At 46.5% G+C, this 25756-nt stretch carries 17 protein-coding genes; 6 read left to right on the top strand and 11 right to left on the bottom strand.

The annotated features are described in order from the left end of the window. Nucleotides 1–80: 80 nt before the first annotated feature. The 4 genes from APAR_RS01985 to APAR_RS01970 form a co-directional block, all read right to left on the bottom strand. Entirely contained in the window at nt 81–779 is a 699-nt protein-coding gene (locus APAR_RS01985) for a 5'-methylthioadenosine/adenosylhomocysteine nucleosidase (protein ID WP_012808473.1), read from the bottom strand. A 1-nt stretch (nt 780) separates the two neighbouring features. Beyond that, on the bottom strand, nt 781–1563 hold the full coding sequence (locus APAR_RS01980) for a mechanosensitive ion channel family protein (RefSeq protein WP_012808472.1): 783 nt from the start codon (nt 1561–1563) through the stop codon (nt 781–783). Between the two features lie 2 nt (nt 1564–1565). After that, nucleotides 1566–4004, bottom strand: a complete 2439-nt coding sequence (locus tag APAR_RS01975; RefSeq protein ID WP_012808471.1) for an ATP-dependent helicase — start codon at nt 4002–4004, stop codon at nt 1566–1568. A gap of 153 nt (nt 4005–4157) precedes the next feature. Further along, nucleotides 4158–5090: an undecaprenyl-diphosphate phosphatase gene (locus tag APAR_RS01970; protein WP_012808470.1), complete on the bottom strand. Its 933-nt coding sequence runs from the start codon at nt 5088–5090 to the stop codon at nt 4158–4160. 294 nt (nt 5091–5384) lie between these two features. Here APAR_RS01970 and APAR_RS01965 point away from each other — a divergent pair, with 294 nt between their 5' ends. Further along, nucleotides 5385–6458, top strand: a complete 1074-nt coding sequence (locus APAR_RS01965) for a coiled-coil domain-containing protein (RefSeq protein ID WP_245526059.1) — start codon at nt 5385–5387, stop codon at nt 6456–6458. Nucleotides 6459–6604: 146 nt separating this feature from the next. Here the strand turns inward: APAR_RS01965 and APAR_RS01960 are convergent, their stop codons facing one another. Then, nucleotides 6605–7570 (bottom strand): DMT family transporter, encoded by a 966-nt coding sequence (locus tag APAR_RS01960; protein WP_012808468.1) that lies wholly within the window; start codon nt 7568–7570, stop codon nt 6605–6607. A 225-nt stretch (nt 7571–7795) separates the two neighbouring features. Here APAR_RS01960 and APAR_RS01955 point away from each other — a divergent pair, with 225 nt between their 5' ends. Further along, entirely contained in the window at nt 7796–10753 is a 2958-nt protein-coding gene (locus APAR_RS01955) for an insulinase family protein (protein WP_041654167.1), read from the top strand. A gap of 123 nt (nt 10754–10876) precedes the next feature. Here APAR_RS01955 and APAR_RS01950 read toward each other — a convergent pair whose 3' ends face one another. Continuing rightward, the gene (locus tag APAR_RS01950) at nt 10877–14269 is read right to left on the bottom strand and encodes an ABC transporter ATP-binding protein/permease (protein ID WP_012808466.1); all 3393 of its coding nucleotides are present in this window, start codon (nt 14267–14269) and stop codon (nt 10877–10879) included. A 47-nt stretch (nt 14270–14316) separates the two neighbouring features. Continuing rightward, nucleotides 14317–14838 (bottom strand): hypothetical protein, encoded by a 522-nt coding sequence (locus APAR_RS01945; protein ID WP_012808465.1) that lies wholly within the window; start codon nt 14836–14838, stop codon nt 14317–14319. 143 nt (nt 14839–14981) lie between these two features. On the opposite strand from APAR_RS01945, the gene APAR_RS01940 reads away from it, so the two are divergent. Beyond that, a complete protein-coding gene (locus APAR_RS01940; RefSeq protein WP_012808464.1) occupies nt 14982–16427 on the top strand; it encodes a Sapep family Mn(2+)-dependent dipeptidase in 1446 nt (481 codons plus the stop codon). 90 nt (nt 16428–16517) lie between these two features. On the opposite strand, the gene APAR_RS01935 is transcribed toward APAR_RS01940, so the two are convergent. Next, nucleotides 16518–17675 (bottom strand): hypothetical protein, encoded by a 1158-nt coding sequence (locus tag APAR_RS01935; protein ID WP_012808463.1) that lies wholly within the window; start codon nt 17673–17675, stop codon nt 16518–16520. Between the two features lie 199 nt (nt 17676–17874). Between APAR_RS01935 and APAR_RS01930 the strand changes: the two genes are divergently transcribed. Beyond that, entirely contained in the window at nt 17875–19347 is a 1473-nt protein-coding gene (locus APAR_RS01930) for an MATE family efflux transporter (RefSeq protein ID WP_012808462.1), read from the top strand. 138 nt (nt 19348–19485) lie between these two features. On the opposite strand, the gene APAR_RS01925 is transcribed toward APAR_RS01930, so the two are convergent. The 3 genes from APAR_RS01925 to asnS form a co-directional block, all read right to left on the bottom strand. After that, a complete protein-coding gene (locus APAR_RS01925; RefSeq protein ID WP_012808461.1) occupies nt 19486–20766 on the bottom strand; it encodes an O-acetylhomoserine aminocarboxypropyltransferase/cysteine synthase family protein in 1281 nt (426 codons plus the stop codon). A gap of 69 nt (nt 20767–20835) precedes the next feature. Continuing rightward, nucleotides 20836–22176, bottom strand: coding sequence for a SixA phosphatase family protein (locus tag APAR_RS07100; protein WP_012808460.1), 1341 nt, complete (start codon nt 22174–22176; stop codon nt 20836–20838). Nucleotides 22177–22448: 272 nt separating this feature from the next. Then, nucleotides 22449–23852, bottom strand: a complete 1404-nt coding sequence (gene asnS / locus APAR_RS01915; RefSeq protein ID WP_012808459.1) for an asparagine--tRNA ligase — start codon at nt 23850–23852, stop codon at nt 22449–22451. 242 nt (nt 23853–24094) lie between these two features. Here asnS and pyrE point away from each other — a divergent pair, with 242 nt between their 5' ends. Continuing rightward, entirely contained in the window at nt 24095–24775 is a 681-nt protein-coding gene (gene pyrE, locus APAR_RS01910; RefSeq protein ID WP_012808458.1) for an orotate phosphoribosyltransferase, read from the top strand. Between the two features lie 33 nt (nt 24776–24808). Further along, nucleotides 24809–25723: a LysR family transcriptional regulator gene (locus APAR_RS01905; protein WP_012808457.1), complete on the top strand. Its 915-nt coding sequence runs from the start codon at nt 24809–24811 to the stop codon at nt 25721–25723. Nucleotides 25724–25756 lie beyond the last annotated feature (33 nt).

Here is a 25756-nt window from a genome sequence, read left to right as displayed (position 1 = left end):
CATTTGAATAGCAAAATCAGCGCAAGTTATTTCTTACACTTAGTAATCCCTCTTATGAAAATTAAGAGTTATCCAAATTATTAAGAAAGCTTCTTGATGATAGCCGCAGTAATTTGAGCAGAACGCTCAGACGACTCACGCTCAAACGTCAAATAATCAACACTTGAAGTAGTGCCGGGCTTATCAGACATGAGTCTAATTACTACAAAAGGCGTATGGTTAAGCCAAGCAACCTGAGCAATTGAAGCGCCTTCCATCTCGCAGCAATCAGCACCAAACGTTGTGTAAATGTGGTCAGCAAGTTCTGATGAACTTACAAACTGATCTCCTGAGGCAACACGACCAGAAATAACCTGCAACTCAGGAGCTACTTCCTGCACTGACGTAAGAGCATGCTCAACAAGACTCTCATCTGCTTTAAACGAGAAAACCGGAAGACCCGGGATTTGACCAGCTGCATAATTAAGAGGACCAACGTTCATGTCGTGTTGAACTAAATCAGAAGAAATAACAATATCCCCTACCTGCAGTTCAGGACTAAGAAGTCCTGCAATACCAGTATTTATAACATGCGTTACAGCAAACGTATCAATCAGAATCTGTGTACATGCCGCAGCGTTGACCTTGCCGATCCCCGACTGAACAACAACTACAGGAACTTCTCCCAAAAGACCTTCAACAAATTGCATATGAGCCTGCTCATAAGTGCGCTCAATAGTCATCTGCTCTTTTAGCAATGCAATCTCTGGTTCCATGGCTCCAATAATTCCAATTTTCATGTTAGGCTCCTACTCCCGCAAGCCAACTGGAACCAGCCAGGGCTCTTACAATTTTGTCTCGTACACTCATATCATTCGCGTCATCTTTAATGTGTACGTGAATAATAACGGTAATGCCAGTGTCAGCAATGCTTGCAGCCTCAACCTCAATAGGAAATGTTCTATCAAGCTGAGACGCAACGGTTTCTTTAATTGTTTCGATAATTTCTTGAGTTACTACGTCTAAATCTGCCGATGGTTTAAGCACAATGGTTACGGGAACCTCAGTCACATCCCACCTAGTACGATGTACAAGTGCTGTTTTATTGAGCACAGAGTTAGGAATGATATCCACTTTACCGCCACGGTCACGCACAATAGTAGTGCGCCAGTTCATGTCGATGACCTCGCCAGAAATGTTTCCGATGCTTACCTGATCTCCTGGCTTGACCACACCTCCCAGCATAAGGCCCAGACCGCCTACCAGGTTAGAAATAGTGTCCTGCAGACCAAAGGAAAAGGCAATGGATGTGACTCCCAAAGCAGTTACAAACGCTGTTGGTTGAATGCCAAAAACAGGCTGCAATACGGCGAGAATAGCAAATGCCCAGATAATTCCACGAATTATGTTAACAAAAATAGAAGCCGACGGCAGTTTGGATGAATCCAAGGCCTTTTTTGAAAGCTTTACAGCAAAATGCTCAATCAAAAATGCAATGAAAAATACCACTACAAAAATAACTGCCTTGAAAATAAAATCTTGTGGAGTGAGGTCCAAAATCAAACCGTCATGCATCAACATCATGGCTATCCCTCAATTTTGACTATCGGAGCAAAGCCCTTCATAAGCTTCTTTGTCTTATTAGTACGCGTAAATTTAACCTCAATAGTATCGCCCTGAACTGCTAAAACAATGCCTGGACCAAAGGTCTTGTGAGAGACCTGATCTCCCACAGCAAAACTTGCAGAAGCACGAACTGGATCTTTCTGAATAGGAGCTGGACGTGGGGCTTGAGAGCCTCCAGTAGAGCGCGTACGGGAACCAAAAACGTTTCCACCATAGACCTCTGAACCACGCCCAGAGCCAAAAGTACCATGTCGATCTCCACGCTTTGCCCAGCCAACACCAGAAAAGCCTGCAGAACCAACACCAATAGCTTTAACATGCTCCTGAGGAATTTCTCCGACAAAACGCGATACTGGATTTGCCTGAACAGAACCATACGTTCTTCTCGTAGACGCATACGTCAAATAAAGACGTTTGCGCGCACGCGTAATAGCAACATACGCAAGCCTACGTTCTTCTTCTAGCTGAGCTGCCTCTGCCTCATAATTTGCGTGTGGGAAGATACCTTCTTCCATGCCAGCAACAAATACTGCTGGGAATTCCAAACCCTTTGCAGAATGAATAGTCATGAGCGTTACCGCAGAGGTAGAACCATCCATACTATCCAGGTCTGATCGAAGCGCCAGCCATTCCATAAATGCAGGGAGCTTCTCCGCCACAACCTGAGGATGTAGATTCTCTTCCTGAGAAGTAGGAGTTGGCGAAACAGCAACACTAGAAAGCGTACCAGTAGCAGCATTAAAACCAGTAGCATTCAATGAAGCAGCATCCTGTGCGTCAAGTACTCCCGCTTCTCTGAGCTGCTGTAAACTCTCAAGCGTCTCTTCAACATCATCGTGAGACTCGTCAAACTCTGCCGCAACACCAAAGAACTCTCGAATGTTCTCGATACGTCCATCAGCCTCAATGGTATGCTCTGCTTCAAGCGCACGAATGAGACCCGAACGATCAATGATTGCCTCAACAACCTCGTCAAGCTCTCCGTCAATATGACGACCATGCTCAATAGCAGACGTAAACTCTACCAATGCATTTCTTACTTTTGCGGTAAGAAGACTTTCCTCCATCACACATGCTTCACATGCCGAGAAAAACGACAAGCCATTATGCAGTGCGTATGTCTGAATCTTCTGAATGCTGGTTGCACCAATACCACGACGAGGTGTATTAATAACGCGCATCGCAGCCATATCATCATCAGGGTTTACGACAACCTTAAGGTATGCCATAACGTCTCTAATCTCTGCACGATCAAAGAATCGAGTGCCGCCGACAATCTTATAAGGAACACCGGCTCTCAGCAGCATATCCTCGAGAATACGAGACTGTGCGTTAGTACGATAGAACACGGCAATGCTATCGTATGACATGCCCTTATCATGCAGTTTTTCTATCTCAGAACCAATCCATGCACCCTCATCACGCTCATCAGATGCTTGATACACCTGGATTTTCTCGCCATCACCTTCATCGGTGAAAAGGCGCTTTGGCTTACGGTGAGAATTATGCGCAACAACAGCGTTAGCAGCAGCTAGAATATGACCAGTTGAGCGATAGTTTTGCTCCAACTTAACAACAACTGCTTCCTCATAGTCTTTCTCAAACGCCAAGATATTTTTAATATCTGCGCCACGCCATGAATAGATGGACTGGTCATCATCGCCAACAACCATAAGGTTGCGATACTTAGACGCCAAGAGCTTGGTAATTGCGTATTGGACACCGTTAGTATCTTGATACTCGTCAACGTTAATGTAGCGAAAACGCTCCTGATACTTGGCAAGCACGTCAGGATACTTAGAGAGCAGCTCAAACGCCTTAATGAGAAGGTCATCAAAGTCCATAGCGTTGGCCTTATCCAAGCGCGTCTGGAGCGCACGATACACGCGAGCCACCACATGATCCATAGGACTTGCCGCCTGAGCTTCAACATCATCGGGGTACAAAAGCGCGTTTTTAGCAGCAGAAATCTTAGAACGAATAGAATTGAGTGGGAACTGACGAACGTCAATATCCAAATCAGACAAAATGGCCTTTACCAGGCGCTTTGAATCGTCATCATCGTAGATAGCAAAATTGGGACCATAACCAAGACGATCGCCATCTTCTCTGAGCAGACGAACGCACATAGCGTGGAACGTACAGACCCACATGCCACGAATATTGTTAGGTAGCAGTGCCTCAAGACGCTCACGCATCTCTGCTGCAGCCTTGTTAGTAAACGTAATAGCAAGAACCTGCCAAGGACGAACGCCTTCATCGGCAATCATATGCGCAATTCTAAATGTCAAAACGCGAGTCTTACCCGAACCAGCTCCTGCAAGAACCAAAAGTGGTCCTTGAGTTGTCATAACTGCCTGGTGCTGGGCAGGATTCAAACCTTCAAGATCAATCTGCATTACGCCATCCTTGTGTTAATCGTTCTTAGACTAAAAGTGTACCCCGATAACCAGACATTAATTGTGCAAGTTTTTATTAGCTCCATAATAAGAAAGCGCGGCGAGAAACTCACCGCGCTTGAACACATATGTTGTAGCGTTTGTCAGTAAAAACTACTTAACCAACAGAAAATATGCAATCACAGCAATACCCAAGATAATTCGGTAAACACCAAAAGGCTTGAAATCGTGCTTGCGGACATATCCCATGAGCGCACGAACCATAATAAGAGACACGATAAAGGCAACTAGGCAACCAACACTCAAAATAAGTGCCTCAGGAGTAGTGAAAGTATTTCCCTTCATAAAGTAGCGCACAAGCCTTAAAGCAGAAGCGCCAGCCATAGTTGGAATGGCCAAGAAGAACGTAAACTCAGCGGCAACTGCTCTAGAGCAACCAAGCGCCAAACCGCCAAGAATAGTTGCGCCAGACCTCGAAGTACCTGGAACAATTGCAAGTACCTGGAAAACGCCGATACCAAGCGCGGTCTTCCAGTCCAGATTATCAATATCTTTTACACGAGCAAGATCGTCGGCAGAAGAAGCCTTAAGGGATGCGCCAGCATCTGGACGCATGTGCTTTCCGCGAGGTGCCTCAACCTTTACCGTTGCGGCGACCTTCTCGCGATGTAGCTCAAGCAAAATAAAAATAATGCCGTAAAAGATAAGAGTTGCGGCGATAACAAAAGGACTTCCAAGGTGCTCTTCAATAAAATCGTTGAGCGGCAGGCCAATCGCTGCAGCAGGAACGCAACTAACCACCACTTTTGCCCAGAGCTTCCAGGTAGAACGCTTCTCTTCCTTAGATTTCTTTGGCGAGAAGGGATTGAGCTTGTGGAAGAATCCTACACAAACAGCAAGAATTGCGCCAAGCTGAATAACTACCAGAAACATATTCCAAAAATCTTCAGAGACGTTGAGTGGTAGAAACTGATTAAGCAGCAACATATGACCTGTTGATGAGATAGGTAGCCACTCGGTAATACCCTCAACTACGCCAAACAACGCTGATTTAAGCGCTTCAATCCATAAAATTGCTGACTCCACTAAAACCTCCTCGGGAACTGATTACAAACCTATTGTACGTAATCCGTTCGCCCTTTCTTTTTCTACCGTTCACGATTTTACTTAACGACTTTACTACATTAAAAGTGCCTTGTTTTCTGCAAAGTTGGCATTTGAAGCCAAAAACAGGTAGAATTGACACCCTTGCACGAGCGGAGAGAAGCGATTATGCGCATTTTTGAGGTCAAGTGTTATCTGACCTCATGCTTGAAGCTAATAATAAGCGGACGGTACTAAATGCGTACTAATTGGAAGCCCCCAATCGCGGAGGTCGATTTGAACAACCATATGCGTCACAGACGCTTACCTTCATGCTCTAGCCTTATGACAGCACTTCTCGCAACAGTGCTTGTTGTTAATACCTTTTTGTTTGGCGTCTCAAAGGCTCAAGCAGAGACTCTTGAAGAGCTCCAGGCCAAGGTAGAGCAGACAAATTCTGATTACGATGCTGCCAACCAGCGCGTAGCTGAACTGCAAAAACAGATTGCAGATAATGAGGCACGCATTGCAGAAATTGAACAGCAACTCCCAGAGCAGCGTATTAGAGCTGCAGAGTCTATTAGAGCTATGTACCGCATGCAGCAAGGCTCCATGGGAATTATTGATCTACTTTTATCAGCAGATAACTTTAATGATTTGATTGCTGTTGTTCAGTATCTTGAAATTATCCAAAACAAAAATTCAGATGCTATCAACCATCTGGTTGACCTAAGCAAAGAGCTTTCTAATACTCAGTCATCTTTAAATGCGCAGATGGCAGAGGCAGAAGAACAGAAGAAGGCTGCTGAGGATGCTATGAACGAAGCAATTGCAACAAGAGAGAAACTACAGGCAGAGCAAGCTCAACAAGCAGCAGCAGAAGCAGCCGCTGCTGCAGAAGCACTCAAAGAAGCTTCTGCTGAATCAACCTTTACCAATGCTTCTGGTAACACCACTGAGGTCACTACCCCATCAACTCCTTCAGCAGAAAATGTTGACTGGTCAAGCGATAAGACCAACTTTGTAAGCTCTTGGGGCGCGCGAATTGATGCATATCTTTCTGGCTCTCCTCTTGCCGGCTATGGTTCAACCTTTGCTGAGGCTGCATGGGCCTACGGTGTAGATCCACGTTTTTCACCTGCTATTTCTGCAGTTGAGAGTACAAAGGGAAGGTATAACTTCCTTTCCTACAACGCATGGGGTTGGGGTTCTGAAAGCTGGAGCAGCTGGGAAGAAGCTATTTGGGATCATACAGCTGGTCTTGCTGCTGGTTATGGCGGAAGGCTTTCTGTTTCTGGCGCTGCAAAGTACAACCCAGCAAATCCGAACGGCTGGTACTCTGCAGTTCTTACGCAGATGGAACTTATTTAAGCTTCTGGCTATATAGTCTTTAAAGAACGTTAAAACCCCGCAGTTTAGCTGCGGGGTTTTGTTGTCGGGTGCAGAGGAACTTGTAGGTTAGGTTGAGCTTGGAGTGGACGGGTTTCTCGCCAGACGGAAAAGCGTTGCATACGCGGCTAAGCGGTGAGCACGACCATCGCAAGAATGAGAGCAAAACCGATAAGGTCGGCGATGCTAAAGGTGGTTCCAAGCACCAATACCGTGGTAATAGTTGCCATAAGGGGCTCGACAGTACCAAGAAGGACAGCTCTGAGCGAACCTGCATCCTTAACGCCCTGCAGGTAGAGGCCGTACGCCAAAAAGGTTCCCACAAACACACCAATAACTACGAGCAAGACGCCAAAGGCGTCCAGTTGAGGCATATGATTCCAAGGCTGATAAAACACGGCAATAAGCATGCCAGAAAACAGAAACGCTAATCCGTTAACAGTAAAGCTACCCCACTTCTCCATCAGAGGCTTGGGTAAAATAGAAAGAGCTGCCTGAGCAAAAGCACACATAACACCCCAGAAAATACCTGCAGTTGGCAGGTTGAGCTTGCCAGGATTTCCTCCTGTTACCAAAAGATAGGTGCCAATAAGCGCCAAAACAATGCCAAGAATCTCACGGCGTCGAGGCCAACGCCTGCCAACCACGCAGACAAAGGCCAAAACGCCCAACATGCCCAACGACTGCATGATGGTTGCAGTTCCAGAATTAGTAGCATTAACTGCATAAATATAAGCAACTTGAGAGAAAAGAATAGCAAACAAACTAACCACAAAAATCTTTGCCAGCTCTTTTGGCTGCCTAATAACGGTCATGAGATTTTTTCTATCAAACGCAAAAGCAGTTCCCAAGAATAACCAGCAGGCACAAAGCTCACGAATATCAATCAACCACATCGGATCAACGTGATAGGTATCTAACAGATATTTTGCAGCTGTTCCAAATGCACCCCAGGAAGCCCCTCCAATCAGGACAAACAACATTCCTCGGTAAATTTTCTTTTTGTTATCAGGTGTTATTTCAGCATCATCGCTGCCAAGTACTTCATCTTCTACTGCAGTCTTTGCACCGTCTGTGATTTTAGAGGGCTCCACACTACTCTCACTAGAAATGAAATCATTCATCTGGGTATAAATCTTTCATTACAAAATACGGATACAAGCGTCACTTTTTCTATGTCACGGTAGTATCACAATAACAAAAATTCTTCTTGACCTACTCCGTATAGAGTCTCAAGTCTTTAAATGGCTCTGGAAGGGACAAGATGGTCCAAAAACGGCATTACTGCTCACGTAAGTTTTCGTATAGATTGGCAGCTTATGACATCCAAATATTTACAGATGGACAGCGCGTTTTCTGTTGGCACGCTTCATGCAGAAGACAAAAGCTTTGAGATAATCTCGGCTGAGTGGGTTAACGAGATTTCTGGCTATGCATACATTTTCAAGCACGTTCCCACGGGCGGACGCCTTATGTGGTTTGCCTGTGACGACGACAATCGCTCATTTGCTATTGCGTTTAAGACACCTCCTGTAGATCACACGGGCGTCTTCCACATCCTGGAGCACTCGGTTCTCTGCGGATCCGATGCCTATCCTGTTAAGGAGCCTTTTGTTAACCTGCTCAAAACCTCTATGCAGACATTCTTGAACGCGATGACCTACCCTGACAAAACGGTTTACCCTGTGGCTAGCACTAACGTAGCTGACCTGGAAAACCTTATGAGTGTGTACCTAGACGCCGTCTTGCACCCTGCAATCTATAAACGCAAGCGCATCTTTGAACAGGAAGGCTGGCACCTAGAGGCTGATGACCAGGGAAATCTGAGTTATAACGGTGTTGTCTTTAACGAGATGAAAGGCGCACTCTCTAATCCTGATCGCGTGCTCTATGATTCTGTCAGCGAAGCTCTCTTCCCTGACACTGCCTACGGTAAAGAGTCCGGCGGCAAGCCTCGCGCAATCCCTAAGCTCACCTACGAGAACTTCCTGGACGCCCACGCTCGCCACTATGACCTCTCTAACAGCTACACCTTCCTCTATGGCGATCTTGATTGCGAGCGTGAGCTCTCTTTTATTGCCCAGAGGTTTGCAGCTGCCGAGAAACGCGATGCAGGTGCTCCAAATCCGCTTAACCTACAGACACCCGTGCTGCCCAAGCCTTGCCAGATCCACATGAACACCACAGCCGACAACTCCAGCGTTGGCCTAGGCTACGTACTTGGAACACCAGACCAGCGCAACAAAATGATGGCAGCAGATATCCTGTTTGATACCCTCATGGGCTCCAATGAATCTCCGCTCAAACGCGCAATTCTTGACGCAGAGCTAGGTGATGATTTTAGCTACTACCTTTCCGATGATCTTGCACAACCTATGCTCTTCTTGCAGCTCAAAGGTCTTAAAAAGGGTGCAGCTCAAAAGTTCCGTGAGCTTGTAGAATCAACCTGCCAAAAAATTGCTACCGAAGGCATTAATCAAAAGAAGCTCAGCGCTTCCATTGCACTTGCAGAGTTTAACCTGCGCGAAAATGATCAGCCTTACTCAAACGGTATTGAATACACGCTGCGTTCGCTTTCAAGCTGGCTCTACGACGATGCGCGCCCTCTAGACTACATCCGCTACGAGGACGCCATTGCTTACGTCAAAGAACTTGCAGCTCAAAGGGGCTTTGAGAAGCTGCTGCTAGAGCTTATCTGCAATAGCAAACATGCAGCTCAGGTCGAGCTTGTTCCCACAGACGAGGGAGATGCCCAAGAAGAAGCCACCGAGCTGGAACAGCTTCGCTCCACACTTACCGATAAAGACGTCGAGAAGATTCGTGCAGAAGTTGAGGCGCTCCGTCTGGAGCAAGAAACACCTGACGCTCCAGAAGATCTTGCCAAGCTTCCGTCCCTCTCGCTCAGTGATATTGGTGCAGGTAGAGAGCGCCCTGCTGGCTTTGAAGTTAAGGCTCCCCTGCCTTGCGTTGCACACGAGCTGGACACTCACGGCATTGACTACGTCTACCATTATTTTGATTTGACTCACGCGGTTACCTTTGAGGAACTGCCGCTTGTTGGTGTTCTTGCTGAGGTACTGGGCAAGCTTGATACAGCTGCTCACACTGCATCTGAGCTGGATATTCTTATTGAGAGCAACCTTGGTCATCTCTCGTTCTTCACAGATATCTACGATCAAGACACACTTGACCAGGCATACCCTGCTTTTATTGTTGCAGCTAGTGCACTCACCGAGAAAACCGAAGAACTTGCAAGCATTCCTTCTGAGGTCTGGTCCAGCACGCGTTTTGATGACCTAAACCGTCTAAAAAACATCCTGACTCAGCGTCGTATTGCGCAAGAGCAGTACTTTGTAGGTGCTGGTCATACAGCTGCGCAAAATAAGGCTTTGACCTCGTATTCTGCCGCTAGTCGCGTAAATGATGCGCTGGCGGGTGTTGGCTTCTACGAGTACCTAAAAAACCTGCTTTCCAACTGGAATCAGCGTGCTCCTCAGCTTGCAAAAGACTTAGATGCACTAACCCACAAAATTTTCCGCGTAGATAACGTTACCGTCAGCTTTACTGGCTCCATGCAAAGTCGAGACGCATTCTGGAAAGTGGCAGGAGATCTCAACCTCAAGAAAAGTAATGAATCGCAAGCCGACAGCGCAAGGTCAACGCTTGTTGTCCCTGAGGGCAAACTACAGCGCGTGGCATATATCATTCCATCAAATGTCTCTTATGTTGGTCTCTCCTATCCAAACGTTGCCCATGCAACCAATGAACAGCAGGGTGACTGGCTTATTGCTACCAAAGTTTTGGGCCTTGACTACCTGTGGAACGAGGTCCGCGTCAAGGGCGGCGCTTATGGCGTCATGTTCAGAAACTCCATCGCTGGCTTGCAGAGCTTTGTCTCCTATCGAGATCCCTCGCTTGATGCAACCCTTGACCGCTATGTTGGTGCGGGTAGTTGGCTCTCTAAATGGACTCCAGACCAGGACGAGTTTGAGGGCTACGTAGTTGCCTCTGTTGCTGGCGTTGACGCTCCTGTTCCCGCTCGTATGCTTGCTCGCAGACAGGACATTGAATACTTCAACCATCGTGATCCAGAGCGTCTTCTTAAACTTCGCGAGAAGATCCTTCACGCCCAGGTTGAAGACATCAAAGAGCTAGGAAACACTATACCTCAAAGCCATGATGACCTCTCGGTTGTTGTCTTTGGTGCAAAAGACGCCATTGAAGCTTCCAAGCTTGATCTTAAGGTTGTTGACCTCTTTGGCGATCAGGTGAATTAAATTCGCTCGTAATACCAGCAACGTAAAAGCCCTGTCATGCATATACATGACAGGGATTTTCTTGTGAGGTAATACCGTACGGCTAGACGTTCTTCTCGTCAGGCAACACACTTCAGTGATGGACTACTCGCTTCTAAGCGCCTGAACTGGATCAGACTTAGCTGCTCTACCTGCAGGAATAAGACCTGCAAGAAGCGTCAGCACAACACTAATCATAATCAAAATGAGTGCACCGTTAAGTGGCAAAACAACCAAATTATCTACGTTAAACATAGCTTTTACCACGGCATTTGCGGGCAAAATAAGCATCTGTGTAATGGCAATACCCATAACACCAGAAATAAGACCTTCAATAAACGTCTCTGCGTTAAATACATTGGCAATATCTCGCCTGGAAGCACCAATAGAACGCAAGATACCAATCTCCTTTTTGCGCTCAAGCACCGAGATAAACGTAATAATGCCAATCATTATGCTAGAAACAACAAGCGAGATAGATACAAATGCAATCAGCATCGCCGAGATCATGTCAACAATCAGCGTGACGGAACTCATCAGAGCGCCAACAAGATCGGTATACGTAACCACCTTAGACTCTTCGCCAGCAGCTTTTGCATCCGCATTATACTTGTTAAGAATTTCAACAATCTTCTCTTTGCTTGCAAAATCTTTAGGATAAATATTAATTGACGTGGGCTTATTAAGGTCCGCATATCCCATCTTGGTAAGATTTGACTCATACGTAGCAGGTTTCGCTCTAAGCATTGACGCAGCAATGGCTGTCAGCTGCGACGGATCAGCATTGAGCTTAAAAGCACTTGCCAGCGTTGCTTTATCTATCTGCATGGCATTGGACATATTTGCCATAACGCCCTGCATAGCTGAATTTAAAGCGCCTGCAATCTGATTTTGCATTCTCGAGGCCACTTGAGTCATTACACTGGTTAGCGCGGACTGCACGTAAGCACTCATAGCACGCGTAATAGCTGCAGAAAGTGCACTTGCAATCTGTGATTGATACGCGCTCATAAGTCGCTGAGAAACCTCAGCTTGGACACTTGGAAGGTCTGGATTGGTGCCCAACTTATTTGCCAAAGCAGTAACCAACTGTTTCTGCAAATCATCAGTATCAATCGCAGAAGAAACAGTGTTCACAATCTGAGTGCGTACCTGATCTGTGGCAAGATAGTCAGCCATGGTCTTACCAGGATTAGCTGCGCTCCAAGAATTCCAACCAAGAGCAATAGTACCCATGAGAGAAGAAATAGCAGCCTGTCCGCCTGGTTTGAAGTTAACGGTAATGCCAGAAAGAATCTGCTGAATGTCTGCTGCGGAGAGCTCTGGGAAAGCTGCGGCTAACGCAGATGGATCAAGTGAAGATGTGACGGAAGACAGAACATCGCTATCAGACAGATTAAGCTGCGAGGGATCAAAAGCAGGTAACTGCACGTCAGAAAGGTCAAGCGAGGACATATCCAAACCGGACAGATTAATTGACGAGAAGCTCAATGCTTGTGGATTAAAGTTAAACGCCGAAGACAGCACATTTGAATCAACGGAAATGAGGGAACCAATTGAAAGTCCCTCTGAAGTTTGACCGTTCTTCTCGTCCTCAAAGGTCTTACCTGTGAAAACATCAACATCTGGGCGATTCATCTGATCCTGAACAATAGGAGAAGCTTTTGCGTCAGAAATCATCTTCTGAGTCAGTTGCGGCGTGTAGTAAATACCTTCAGAAAGCGCTCCTGTAGTTGTTGGATCTTTTGCCTGAACAACACCAACAATATGCAGGTCAGGCGCATTGGAAATGAGATCATTCATGTACGTCTGATCGTCGGACTTATCCGTCCAGACACCAAGATTACCGTCCCATACATAACGTTGATTGGGCATAACCAGCTTAAACGTTGGGGACATCAGCTGTTCGTAGGTGTACCTGCTATTGGACTCTTCAATAGTGCCGGATTCTCCATTTGCAATTTTATCAACGGTAGAGCGCAGACCAGCATAGTCACGTAGGCCAAGTGTGTACTCCAAAAAGTCATCTATGGTGCCATTTGGACGCAATACCAAAACAGCTTCATTCCAAGCAGTGGGCCATCTACCAGCACGAACAGTGTAGCTATCTTCGTAAATAGAAGGATTATCCGGAAGCTCATTAAAAAGTGTAGTACTCACAAAAGAAGCAAGCGGATTATATGACGGAATCTTAGGAGATACCTTGGAAAAGGTAACGTCTGGCTGAACCTGAACAGGATCAGAAGAGTTGGAATCAGCACCTGCGGGCAGGTAAATAAAGGGACTGACAGAATAACCATACGTAATAGCGCTGGCATACGTATTAATGTCATCACCATTTTTGTCGAGAAATGCCTTCAGGCTGGTCAAATCATTAGAACCAATACTTTCCGCCCGCATTCCCAGTCTGTTATTTGTAGGGATAGCACCTTCAGCAGGCTGATTTTCTAACTTTGCAGCTTCTGCATTTTTCTGATTCTGTGTCATCTCACTCTGGACACTTTGACCTTGAGAGTCAGCCGAGTCAGAACTACTTCCACTTCCCGATATAAACGAAGAAATATTAACAGCCTGCTCAGAGATAGTCAGAGGATACATTGAAAGCGTATCCTCCTCAATCTTTTTAATATATTCGTTTGTTCCATTTGCTAGCGCCAGAATTGCCGCAATACCAATAATGCCAATAGAACCCGCAAACGCCGTCATAAGCGTACGACCCTTTTTGGTCATAAGGTTATTAAACGAGAGACCCAATGCAGTTAAAAGCGACATGGAGGTTTTACGAGAAGGCTTAGCTTCTCGACGAGCAACGCTTGCAACATCAAATGGATCTGAGTCAGCAGTTATCTGACCATCTGCCAGCTCAACAATACGAGTTGCATACTGATGAGCTAACTCAGGGTTATGGGTAACCATGATGACCAGACGGTCCTGTGCTACCTCTTTGAGCAGATCCATAACTTGTACAGACGTTGAAGAGTCAAGAGCACCTGTTGGCTCATCTGCCAGTAGAATCTCTGGATCATTTACCAACGCACGAGCAATAGCCACACGCTGCATCTGTCCACCAGAAAGCTGATTTGGACGCTTATTTGCATGCTCTTTTAGGCCAACCTTATCAAGCGCTTCAAGCGCACGTTCATGACGCTCTGCCTTAGAAACACCAGAGAGCGTCAACGCAAGCTCAACATTGCTAACAACACTTTGGTGCGGAATAAGGTTATAACTCTGGAATACAAAACCAATGCGGTTGTTTCTATACGTATCCCAGTCACGCTCTTTAAATTCCTTTGTAGAAATGCCATCTACCAGCAAATCTCCAGAATCAAAGCGATCAAGACCGCCAATAACATTAAGCATAGTAGTCTTACCTGAGCCCGAAGGGCCAAGAACTGCTACAAACTCGTTATCTCTAAATGCAACGGAAATGTGATCCATTGCAATTTGTTCAAATCCGCCAGTGTTATAACGTTTTGAAATACCTTTGAGTTCAAGCACGAGTTGCTTCTTTCTTGTTGTGCTGTTTGTAGTACAAGATTGTAGTGCTAGTTTTTAGCACCCTCATCAGTTGTATCTGTATCAGCTGCATTGGTCTTCTCGCCAGCAATTTTCTGAGCAGTCGTGTCCTCCGCAAATGGATCAGCAGCGACGTCTTCAACAAGCTTTTGTTGAGCCCAGCTCAAGCCATAGAACAAGCCAAAGAACATCCAGAACCAAGGTGCATAGAGCATAACAACCATTAAGATGGCAAAAAGTCCTCGAAGTATAGCCCAAGGGAGCATCACAATCAGAAAGAAAAAGAACGGTAATACAAAGAAAATTGCTGCAAGGGTGCGCAACACAACCGCCACTGTCTTAGTCAACGAGAAGCTTGTATAGCGTGCAATGAGCAAGCCCACCAGGCCAGCAATGCTAAAATACAGCACAATTGGCGCAACAAAGTAGGCGTAGAACAGCGGAGTGTAAGGGTCTTGAGCCAACGTTTGTCGAAGAACCATTAAAACAATTCCCAAAACTGTTAAAACGCCAAGAAACAATGCATTTCCAATAAAAGTCTTTTTCGTCATAGTTAACTCCTTTGTGAAGGGGTATTAAGTATAGTGTAACTAGTACCTTGTTCCCGACCTTGACTATTTCATACGCAGGATGCTACTAAAACCACTGCTCTTAATATGTTTCAGGGTCAAACGTTTGAATTAGAGGAGTTTTCATGACTGATGCAGAACTCAAAACAAGCGCTGAGGCGTTTGTTAACGAGCACTGGGAAGAGATTATTGAGGATATTCGCTATCTTGTGCAGGTAGAGTCCGTAGAAGATTTATCCCTTGCAGAGCCAGGCAAGCCTTGGGGTCCAAAGTCTTACGAGGCACTTCGCCGCGGACTTGAGATTGCAGAGCGCCTGGGCCTTGAGACTACAAATGTAGACGGTTACCTGGGCTTTGGTGATCTTCCTGGTGAGTCTGAGAAGTACCTTGCTACCATCGCTCACTCTGATATTGTTCCTCTGGGCAAGGGCTGGACGGTAGATCCGCTTGACGTTACCCGCCGCGAGGGTTTCATTCTGGGCCGTGGTGTTCTGGACGATAAGGGTCCTCTTGCCCTCTCCCTTTGGGCAGCTCACTTCTTTGTTGAGCAGGTTAAAAAGACCGGCAAGAAGCTTCCTTACACCCTGCGCGCCATCGTTGGCAACAACGAGGAGACCGGTATGGGTGACGTTCCTTACTACCTCTCCAAGTATCCAGAACCAGCATTCTGCTTTACTCCTGACGCTGAGTTCCCACTTATCTGCGGCGAGAAGGGCGTTTACCACGCACAGTTCACTTCTCCAAAGATTGCTGGCGCATACAGCGAGAAGATCGTTGAGCTTGATGGTGGCACCGTACCTAATGCAATTCCAGGACTTGCGAGCGCACTTGTTCGTGCTGACGCTTCCACTTTGACCAACACTAATTCCATCAAAGTTGAAGACGCAGGCATTGAGGATGACGGGACCAAACTTGCACGCATTAACGCAACAGGTAAGGGTGGACACGCTTCCATGCCTGAGGGAACAGTCAATGCCATTGGACTGCTTGTAACCTATCTGCTTGATAACAACATCTGCGGAGAAAAAGAACGCGACTTTTTAACCTTCTCACAACAGCTTTGCTCAACCACTGACGGCACTGGCACGGGCATCCAGAGCGCTGACGACAAATTTGGTCCTCTGACCTGCATCTCCGGTACTATCCGTACTAAGGGAGATAGGTATGTGCAGACTATTGACTCTCGCTATCCTACTTCCACTACTGGCGAGGCTATTACCACTCGTATGACAAAGCTAGGAGCTGAGCATGACTGCACCTTTGAGGTGCTCTCTGATGCAGTTCCTTTCTACATTGACCCAAGCTCTCCTGAGATTACTACTCTTCTTGATACGTTCCATGAGTACACAGGTAGTAATGAGCAGGCATTTGTTATCGGTGGCGGCACCTATGCACGTCACTTTAAGCGTGCTGTTGCCTTTGGCCCTTATGACAGCAAAGCTGCAAAAGACCTACCTGAGTGGGTTGGCATGGAGCACGGTCCTGACGAGGGAATCTCTGAGGAATGGCTTAAGCGCGCTCTTAAGATTTACATTGTCAGCATTGCTCGCCTTATGCAACTTGACCTGTAAAGCTTACGAGTACCTGAAATGCTATAAACAAAACCTCTGTATCTCATTTGGATACAGAGGTTTTTTTGTAAGCAATCAATTCAAAACACACTACGTATTTGAGTGAATCTTTTTCCACAAACGTTGTCCATAGCTATTTGGCAATCCCGCCTCAATACGAATAGCCAAATACAATCCAGCAACGTTATAGGTCAACTCAAAGATATCTTGACTAGTCACGGCAGGAATTCCCTGCGTTAGTGCAGTAAAAATAATTCTTGCTATGTCAAACAGAACAATAACAGTCACAGCAAGAATGTAGGGTCTAATAAATCGAGCGTCGTTTGAGCCTTTAAGAGCCAGAAGTCCCACAACCAGAGAAAACACCGCACCAAGTGTCACCAAGAAAATAGCAAGAATTCCCTGCTGTGTAAGGAATTGATTAACAGTTTCTAAAACCGGCTGATTCACAACCCCAGAAAGATCATGGAGTCCCAGTAAAATCAGAACTTGAAAAAGCACAATGCCACTAAATGTAATGGAGACAAGTGCAAACAAATGAAGAACCCGCTGGTGACGAGAGCGCCAATACGTAGTCCCCACAACTCCCTGATCGTGCTCCTTCTTTACTTTGTCTGCAAGATTAGAACAAATTACCACGTACACAATGGTATTTAACTGAACAAATGGATCAAGGATAAGCAATTCTCCTCTACCCCATGCCCATAAAATTCCCACCAGAATAATAAGACCAATCAGATAACAAAGAAATCTGTATGGTTCAACTTTTGATGAATCTTTAGCTGCACGTAATCCAAGTACCGAAGTAACAATCTGCATCACACCAATAAGCAATACAAATATATAGCCTAGAAGAATATTCTTACTAAACGTAAAATACACGCCGCTAAACTCAAGCTGCTCCAAAGGAACTGCTGGTTGTAAGCCCATAATAGTTGCAAAAAGAGATGTTAACGTAGTCAAGACATCTGCTGCGCCCAAGATAATTAAAACAATTGAGACGATGCGTAAAACATGTTGAGCAGGAGTTCTTGGAATAGTAGCCTTAACTTGATCAGACGCAGAAAAATCTAGCGGCTCGTCTTCGTCAACTACAAGAATTTTCTCTGCACGTTCTGCTACTTCAGAAACGTTCTCCACCAGTTCAGACGATGCCTCAGTGATCTTTTTAGAGAACTCGTCTACTCGCAAGCTCTCAGTCAACTTGGCAAACTCAGTGCCGATATCTTTCTTCTGTTCCGTTGACACAAAAAATCCTCACACTTGTCCAAAATGTTCAAATAAATCATAGCATTAGCCACTTTGCTGTGTTAGTATTTGCAACTGTCCGTGTACCTGCAAGTATGTAAGGAGGCTTGTTCGATGCTTTTTTAATCTTCTCGTGATCGTGTCACATGTCCACACCACGAGTCTGTCTGACATGTCCCACCACTAATCGAGGAGAACTATGGAATCGAATAAGCTTTTTGCGGAAACACCACCATTTAAATTATTTATACGAGCAGCGCTCCCAGGCGCCATTGCCATGCTTGCGTCGATGCTTTATGACACTGCAGACGGAATTCTTGTTGGACGCTACTTGGGTCAGGAGTCTTTTGGCGCAGTAACTATTGCCGTTCCTCTGGTCATTCTCTGCTTTGCTATTGCTGACCTTATTGGCGTTGGTGCCTCTGCTGTCATTGCAGTTGAACATGGCAAAAAGAACCACCAAACAGCTAATAACATCTTTACCATTGCATTTATCATGCTCATCACCACTGGTGTTATCAGCGGTATTTTCTTCTTCTTTTTTGCACCAAACGTTCTAGCGCTTATGGGTGCTCAGGGAAAAATTGCTGAGCAAGGAACCATCTACCTGCGCGTATGGACTCTTTTCTTGCCGGTTATGTGCATCTCATACGCCGTTGATAACTTTCTTAAAATCTGTGGAAAAATTAGGCGCTCTACCAGCATTGCCTTTATTTCTGCAATTCTGGGAACCGTGCTTGAGTACTACTTTCTAGGTGTTTTGGGACTTTCCGTTGAGTACGCAGCGCTGGGCTACTGTATCTCTATTACCTTCTCATCACTCTATGGTGTCTGGCCCTTCATTGGCAACAAACAGATTCTCAAATTTGTAAAGCCGCACTTTAACTGGACACACATAAGAGAGATCTTTGTAAACGGCTTCCCCATCTTTATGCAGAACATCTCAAGTAGGATTTATTCTCTGCTCATGAACGCTGCCCTGCTCACCCTTGGTGGAGATATTGCCATTGCTTCTTACGGCGTGCTTCTCTATTCTGGCGGCCTGATCCAGCCACTTATTTATGGACAGGCTGATGCCATGCAACCTGCTGTTGGCTATAACTGGGGCGCAAAGAAGAAAAATCGAGTTCTTGCTATCGAGAAGTACATTTTCTCCACAGGCATCATCATTGGCATCTTTGCTTTCTGTGTCTCGTTTTTCTTCTCGGAATTCTTAGTTAAGCTATACCTACCTGACGGAACCCAAGAACTGCTTAATATAGCTATCCCTGCCATGCGCATCCATGCATTTATCTTCATTTTTAGCTGGATTACCATGTGCACCGAGAGCCTTGCTATTGCCCTGAAGCAAACAAAAATTTCTAATCTTTTAAGTATCTTCATGGCGCTTATCTTCCCTATCAGCTCACTTCTGATATTGAAGCCTTTTGGCCTAGATGCACTCTGGTATGTCTCGGTGGTGTCCAACATTCTCTCAGCGCTGCTTTCCGTTGGCTGTCTCATCCATATCTATCGCAAGTACTTTACAAGTGTAGACAAAGATGACGTAGGTGCTGCATCTGACGCCAGCCAAGAAGAAGATGCCGAACTCACCGATGCAGCACTTGCAACATCCGAACTCTCCAGCCCAGAAGATCACCTAGATCCCGAGTCCATCTCCCGAGCTCAATAAGCCCAAGTGACCATGTAGCTCCATTCACACTCGCACATGTATACGCGTGCCATAACCAACTCCTCAAAAACATGGCGAGAAGATCTTTTGCTTCAAAGATCTTCTCGCCATAAACATGAACGGTTATAGAACGTCTAACTACAGAGCAGCAAGTGCCTGCTCGACGTCGTTGATAAGGTCCTCAGTGCCCTCAATACCACAGCTTAAGCGAACGGTACCTGGAGTAATACCTGCTGCTACAAGCTCCTCGTCAGTAAGCTGACGATGCGTTGAAGAAGCTGGGTGCAGACAGCAAGAACGAGCGTCTGCAACATGTGTTGCAATGGAGAAGACTTTGAGGTTACCCAGGAATTTCTCGGCAGCCTCGCGACCACCCGCAACATCAACGGTGATAACACCACAGGACCCACCAGGAAGGTACTTCTGAGCCAGGTCATAGTACGTATCACCCGGAAGATCTGGATAGCTTACATGGGCAACCTTAGGGTTATTAGCAAGTGCCTCGGCAACTGCTTGGCCATTCTTGCAATGCTGAGCCATACGAACGTGTAGAGACTCAAGGCCAAGGTTGAGATAGAAAGCGCTCTGAGGTGACTGAATGGAGCCAAAGTCGCGCATAAGCTGAACAGTTGCCTTCGTAATAAAAGCGCCGCCGTTGCCAAAGGTATCGGTATAAACAAGGTTGTGATACGAAGGGTCGGGCTGGGTCAGACCTGGGAACTTGTCTGCATGAGTAGCCCAATCAAAGTTGCCGCCATCAACAATTGCACCGCCAACAGCACAGCCGTGACCGTCCATATACTTGGTAGTAGAATGGGTCACAATATCTGCTCCCCACTCAAGAGGACGACAGTTCACAGGTGTAGCAAAGGTATTGTCAACAATCAGCGGCACACCATGGTCATGAGCAGCCTTTGCCCAGCGTTCAATATCAAGAACAACCAGTGCAGGATTTGCAATAGTCTCGCCAAAAACGCACTTAGTATTTGACCTAAAGGCAGCATTGATCTCCTCGTCAGTTGCATCTGGCGAGATAAACGTACACTCCACACCCATCTTCTTGAGGGTGATAGCAAACAGGTTAAAGGTGCCGCCATAAATGGTGGAAAGCGCAATAAAATGATCTCCAGCCTCAGCAATATTAAAGACGGCAAAGAAGTTTGCTGCTTGACCAGAGGATGTCAGCATTGCAGCAGTGCCGCCCTCAAGAGCACAAATCTTTGACGCTACATTATCAAGCGTTGGATTCTGAACACGAGAATAAAAATAGCCAGCAGCTTTGAGGTCGAACAACTCTCCAAGCTGCATCGACTCGTCATATTTGAACGTGGTTGATTGAATGATAGGCACTTGCCTAGGCTCGCCACAACCAGGCTGATAACCGCCTTGTACGCAGCGAGTCTCGATGCTCTCAGACATAGCATCCTCCCTCATAATCATCATCCACGCCACACAAACGTCTATGTGCTCCAAACGTGGACTATGTGATTATCTAAGGATACTCGTCTCTCTACCTTCAATAACACGCTTAATTAAAACTTTTTCATGTTCTGAAACAATTGCGAGATCTGAGGTAACATCTCTGAAGTCCATGGAGTCTTTCCACTCCTTGACCAGAGAAATGTTTCGCTGAGCTGTACAAACAGTACTGAGCTCAGAGTCAATATCCTGCATAATCTGAGCGTAATTAGCGCGCTTTTCACCTAGCGTGTCACTGAGGTGGAGCAGAATGTGCTCAACCTCACGGACTTCTCGCCTTGCGTGATGAACCTCGGAAAAACTGGTCATATCCAGACCAAACAGACGTGCATCAATAGTCTCAAGCATATAGTCAAAGCGGCTGGTAATGTCTTCAAATGAGAGACCGTCCTGCAAAACCGTATCTGACCATGCGGGCTCAAAGAGCTCATCCAAAGCGCAGCGCAGACTACGGCGAACCGCCTTCTTGCGCAAACCTTCACAGACACGATCACGCTCAGCCTCGCGAGCTGCCCCTACAGCGCTGACTAGCTTAGAGCCCTGTGAAAGCTCTCCAGACTCCATCAAATCTGCAACGGTATCAGAGAAGCCATCAATTTCACGAAGGCGCGTAGTTGCTCCAAGCATCAGCCTATAAACAGGCTCAGCAATCTCAACCGCCTCCTCGTTAAGAAGTGGCGAGAAGAACTTGGTAAGCAGCTGGGTTCCCCTAAGAGCAAATCTAAATGCTTTGATTACCGCAGGATCTTCTGGATGGACACGAAACTCTGTGTACGCATCTTCCAGATTGGTTGCTGCATGAGCGCACGCCTCATCCAGGGCATCAAGTGTCTCCCACGGCTGTGTAGAAGGACCGCTTACCAGCCAAAGAAGTTTACCATGAGGCTCACGAACATCTCCAAGTTGCTTCCAGACGCACTCGTGTTGATGACCAAGTGAACCACGTACGTCAATTGCGCACACAGCACCCTTTGTCAGCGGAAGCTCAAATCCCAGAAGAGTCTCTGCAACATAGCCCAAAAATGGAGCATGACCAACAAGAACCAGCGTCTCTGCATCAGCGTGCTCAAGCTCTGCCTGAAGTGCAGGAAGATCTTGATCGTAAAGGGAGTCATGAATCTCTAGGCCCTCTGCATCCAAGGCTTCTGCCACAATCTCTGCGGTCTCCAGTGCACGAAGAGCGGGACTTGTCCAAATCTCAGCCTCTTCACCCTCTGCTCCCAACAGACCAAAGATATGAGGGTAATTGGCAGAAAGAGCCCTCTGACCAGCACGTGTTAACTCTCGACTCATATCTTCAGAGCCACGTTCAGATACACCATGTCTAACAAGAACCAAAGTCTTTACCATGTTTACCTCCGCTGGTCATCTGCAGAAAACTGCTTCTTATAGCGTAATAGGACGCCCGCGCAATTTTGTACGAACATCCTATTTTTACTGCCAACGGGCAAATATATCGGTATATGGCGAGAAAAACTTTTATCTCACATCTTTGCTATGCATTTTTTGCATAACGGTTATGCACAACATGCAAGCAAAATTCCACCCAGCAAAGCTCAAATCTGTGATAGTAGAGGTTGCACATCAACCACGCTCTCCTACACCACCTATGACCTGCAATCTTAGAAGTCGGCGTTGCCAACGGTACGAGGATGTGGAATAACGTCACGAATGTTATCCACACCAGTGAGGTACATAACAAGGCGCTCAAAGCCAAGACCAAAGCCAGAGTGTGTGCAAGAGCCGTAACGACGAAGATCCAAGTAATACTTGTAATCGTCAGGATTCATGCCAAGCTCAACAATGCGCTTCTCCAGAAGCTCAAGACGATCTTCTCGCTGTGAGCCACCAATAATCTCGCCGATGCCTGGAACAAGGCAGTCAGCTGCAGCAACGGTCTTACCGTCGTCGTTAAGACGCATGTAGAAAGCCTTAATTGCTGCTGGATAATCAGTAACAAAAATTGGCTTTCCAAAGTGCTGCTCAGTGAGGTAACGCTCGTGCTCAGTCTGAAGGTCAATGCCCCACTCAACAGGGTACTCAAACTTCTGACCAGCCTTTACTGCCTCCTGCAAAATCTCAATTGCCTCAGTGTAAGAAACGCGAGAGAACTGGGAATTTGCAACGTGATTCAAGCGCTCAAGCAAGCCCTTATCCACAAACTTATTGAGCATTTCAAGCTCATCTGGACAATGTTCAAGCACGTATGCAATAACGTAGCGGAGCATCTCTTCTGCAACGTCCATGTCCTGTGCAAGGTCGCAGAAAGCCATCTCTGGCTCAATCATCCAAAACTCTGCAGCGTGGCGACGTGTGTTGGAATTCTCTGCGCGAAACGTTGGACCAAAGGTGTACACGTCACCAAAGGCCATGGCGAAGTTCTCCGCTTGAAGCTGACCAGAAACGGTGAGGTGAGAAGACTGACCAAAGAAATCCTTTGAATAGTCGACATCGCCCTTCTCGGTACGTGGAACGTTGTTCAAATCAAGCGTGGTAACACGGAACATCTCGCCTGCACCCTCAGCATCAGATGCAGTGATGATTGGGGTGTTCACGTAGACAAAGCCGCGATCCTGGAAGAACTGGTGGATAGCAAAAGCAGCCACAGAACGGATGCGGAAGACGGCGCGGAACATGTTGGTGCGAGGACGAAGGTGCTGCTGCGTACGAAGGTATTCAAGAGACTGACGCTTCTTCTGCATTGGATAATCTGGGCTGGATGGTCCCTCAATCACAATAGTCTGTGCCTGCAGCTCAATAGGCTGTGGGCGATCAGGAGTAAGCTCAAGGACGCCCTCGATAATCAGAGCAGCGCCAACACCACAAGAAGCAACCTCCTCGTAATTGCTAAGGTTCTCACGATTCATAACAACCTGTAGGTCTTTGAAGCAGCTACCGTCATTAAGTGTGACGAAGCCAAAATTCTTCATATCCCTTACTGAACGTACCCAGCCGGCCGCGGTAACTTTTTGGCCACCAAGTTGCTCTGCATCTGCGTACAATGCAGAAATCGTGATGCGCTCCACGGGCATACCCTCCTTGTAACTCACTCTGCAGGCTTATCCTGCGAGACGAACAAATATTTATTTAGAATACCGCATAACCACATGGCAAACGCTCACTTTTATATATCTGGCGGTATTTACGCTAATCTCACACAGCCAAGTCAGCGCGTCATAAAACACATATCCGTAATTCAGCTAAACTAGTGCAGTGGAACGTACCTGTAACCTGCTACCGCTTCAAAAGGCCTGCTAAAGGAGAAACTATGGAAGACTACAAGCGCGAATTTATTGAGTTTATGGTCCAGAGCAACGTACTTAAATTTGGTGAGTTTACGCTCAAGAGTGGTCGCAAGTCTCCTTTCTTTATGAACGCAGGTGCCTATGTCACAGGCGAGCAACTGCATAAACTTGGCCTTTATTACGCTCGTGCCATTCACGACAACTTTGGCTTGAATTTTGACGTAGTCTTTGGTCCTGCTTACAAGGGCATTCCACTTTCCGTTATCACTGCTATGGGTATCAATGAACTCTATGGCAAGCAAGTGCAGTACTGCTCCAACAGAAAAGAAGCCAAAGATCACGGCGCCGATGCTGGCATGTTACTTGGTGCTGAACTCAAAGATGGCCAACGCGTAGTGATGGTAGAAGACGTGACTACCTCGGGTAAGTCTATTGAAGAGACCTATCCTCTGATTACCTCTATTGCAAATATTGAGGTAGTTGGCCTTATTGTCTCGCTCAACCGTATGGAAGTTGGAAAGGGTGGAAAAGTTGCAGCTCTTCAGGAAGTCTCCGAGCGCTGGGGCATGCCAACCGCAGCCATTGTCTCCATGGATGAGGTTACCGAGGCCCTCTATAACAAAGAGGTTGATGGCAAGGTTATTATCGACGACACCTTGAAGAGTGCCATTGATGCCTACTACCAGCAGTATGGCGTTAAATAAGGCGAGAAAAACCTCTGCGTAGAAATCTGACTTATGACTCTGACTCAACTCAAATATGTTCTTGCCATTGCTAAGGCAGGCACCATTAACGCCGCAGCTAAACAGCTCTTTATCTCGCAGCCTACTCTAAGTAGCGCAGTTAAAGAGCTTGAAGCCGAGCTGGGAATCTCCCTTTTTAACAGGACCAGCAAGGGTGTTGAACCTACCGCAGATGGCGAGGAGTTTTTGAGTTACGCCAGGCAAGTTGTCATGCAGACCGATCTCATTGAAGAGCGCTATCTGGGCACTGCTCCCACTAAGCAGCGCTTCTGCGTTTCTTGCCAGCACTATTCCTTTGCAGTTGAAGCCTTTGTCAACCTGATTAAAGAACACGGCGGCTCAAAGTACGACTTCCGTATCAGAGAGACGCAAACCTACGAGATTATTGAAGACGTATCCAAGCTAAGAAGTGAGGTAGGCGTTCTCTACCTCAACTCATTCAACGAGCGTGTTATTAGAAAAACACTGCAGGATCAGGGCCTGGTCTTCTCGCCATTGTTTAAGTGCAAGCCAAGCGTTTTTGTGGGAAAAGATAACCCGCTGGCAAAACGTCCATCAGTGACGCTCAACGATCTTGCCCCCTACCCTCGTCTTTCTTATGAGCAGGGCGAGCATAACGCGTTCTATTTCTCCGAGGAACTTCTGGCAACACTTGATCGCGATAAGGACATCATGGTCCGAGACCGCGCTACTATCTTCAACCTGATTATTGGCCTAAACGGCTATACCATCAGCACCGGCCTTATTAATGAGGAGCTCAACGGACCAAACATTGTTGCAGTTCCTTTGGCTGTTGATGACTACATGGAAGTTGGCTACGTTACACATGACGAGAAGAGCCTCTCGCTCTTTGGTGAACTTTACATCGACGCGCTTAAGCGCTGCTGCCAAGCAGTTACGTGGGTGTAGGATTTAGTTGCCTCCCAACTTGCGCTCATCAAA

Origin of the sequence: Lancefieldella parvula DSM 20469, from assembly GCF_000024225.1 — a bacterium.
GTDB classification, from domain to species: Bacteria; Actinomycetota; Coriobacteriia; order Coriobacteriales; family Atopobiaceae; genus Lancefieldella; species Lancefieldella parvula.
Note: the sequence above shows the minus strand (reverse complement) of the source record. Positions and strands in the feature narration are given on the sequence as shown.

Coding starts and splice junctions, on each gene's coding strand:
- APAR_RS01985 (WP_012808473.1), bottom strand. CDS start 779: ATGAAAATTGGAATTATTGGAGCCATGGAACCAGAGATTGCATTGCTA.
- APAR_RS01980 (WP_012808472.1), bottom strand. CDS start 1,563: ATGATGTTGATGCATGACGGTTTGATTTTGGACCTCACTCCACAAGAT.
- APAR_RS01905 (WP_012808457.1), top strand. CDS start 24,809: ATGACTCTGACTCAACTCAAATATGTTCTTGCCATTGCTAAGGCAGGC.
- APAR_RS07100 (WP_012808460.1), bottom strand. CDS start 22,176: ATGGTAAAGACTTTGGTTCTTGTTAGACATGGTGTATCTGAACGTGGC.
- pyrE (WP_012808458.1), top strand. CDS start 24,095: ATGGAAGACTACAAGCGCGAATTTATTGAGTTTATGGTCCAGAGCAAC.
- APAR_RS01955 (WP_041654167.1), top strand. CDS start 7,796: ATGACATCCAAATATTTACAGATGGACAGCGCGTTTTCTGTTGGCACG.
- APAR_RS01975 (WP_012808471.1), bottom strand. CDS start 4,004: ATGCAGATTGATCTTGAAGGTTTGAATCCTGCCCAGCACCAGGCAGTT.
- APAR_RS01930 (WP_012808462.1), top strand. CDS start 17,875: ATGGAATCGAATAAGCTTTTTGCGGAAACACCACCATTTAAATTATTT.
- APAR_RS01945 (WP_012808465.1), bottom strand. CDS start 14,838: ATGACGAAAAAGACTTTTATTGGAAATGCATTGTTTCTTGGCGTTTTA.
- APAR_RS01925 (WP_012808461.1), bottom strand. CDS start 20,766: ATGTCTGAGAGCATCGAGACTCGCTGCGTACAAGGCGGTTATCAGCCT.
- APAR_RS01940 (WP_012808464.1), top strand. CDS start 14,982: ATGACTGATGCAGAACTCAAAACAAGCGCTGAGGCGTTTGTTAACGAG.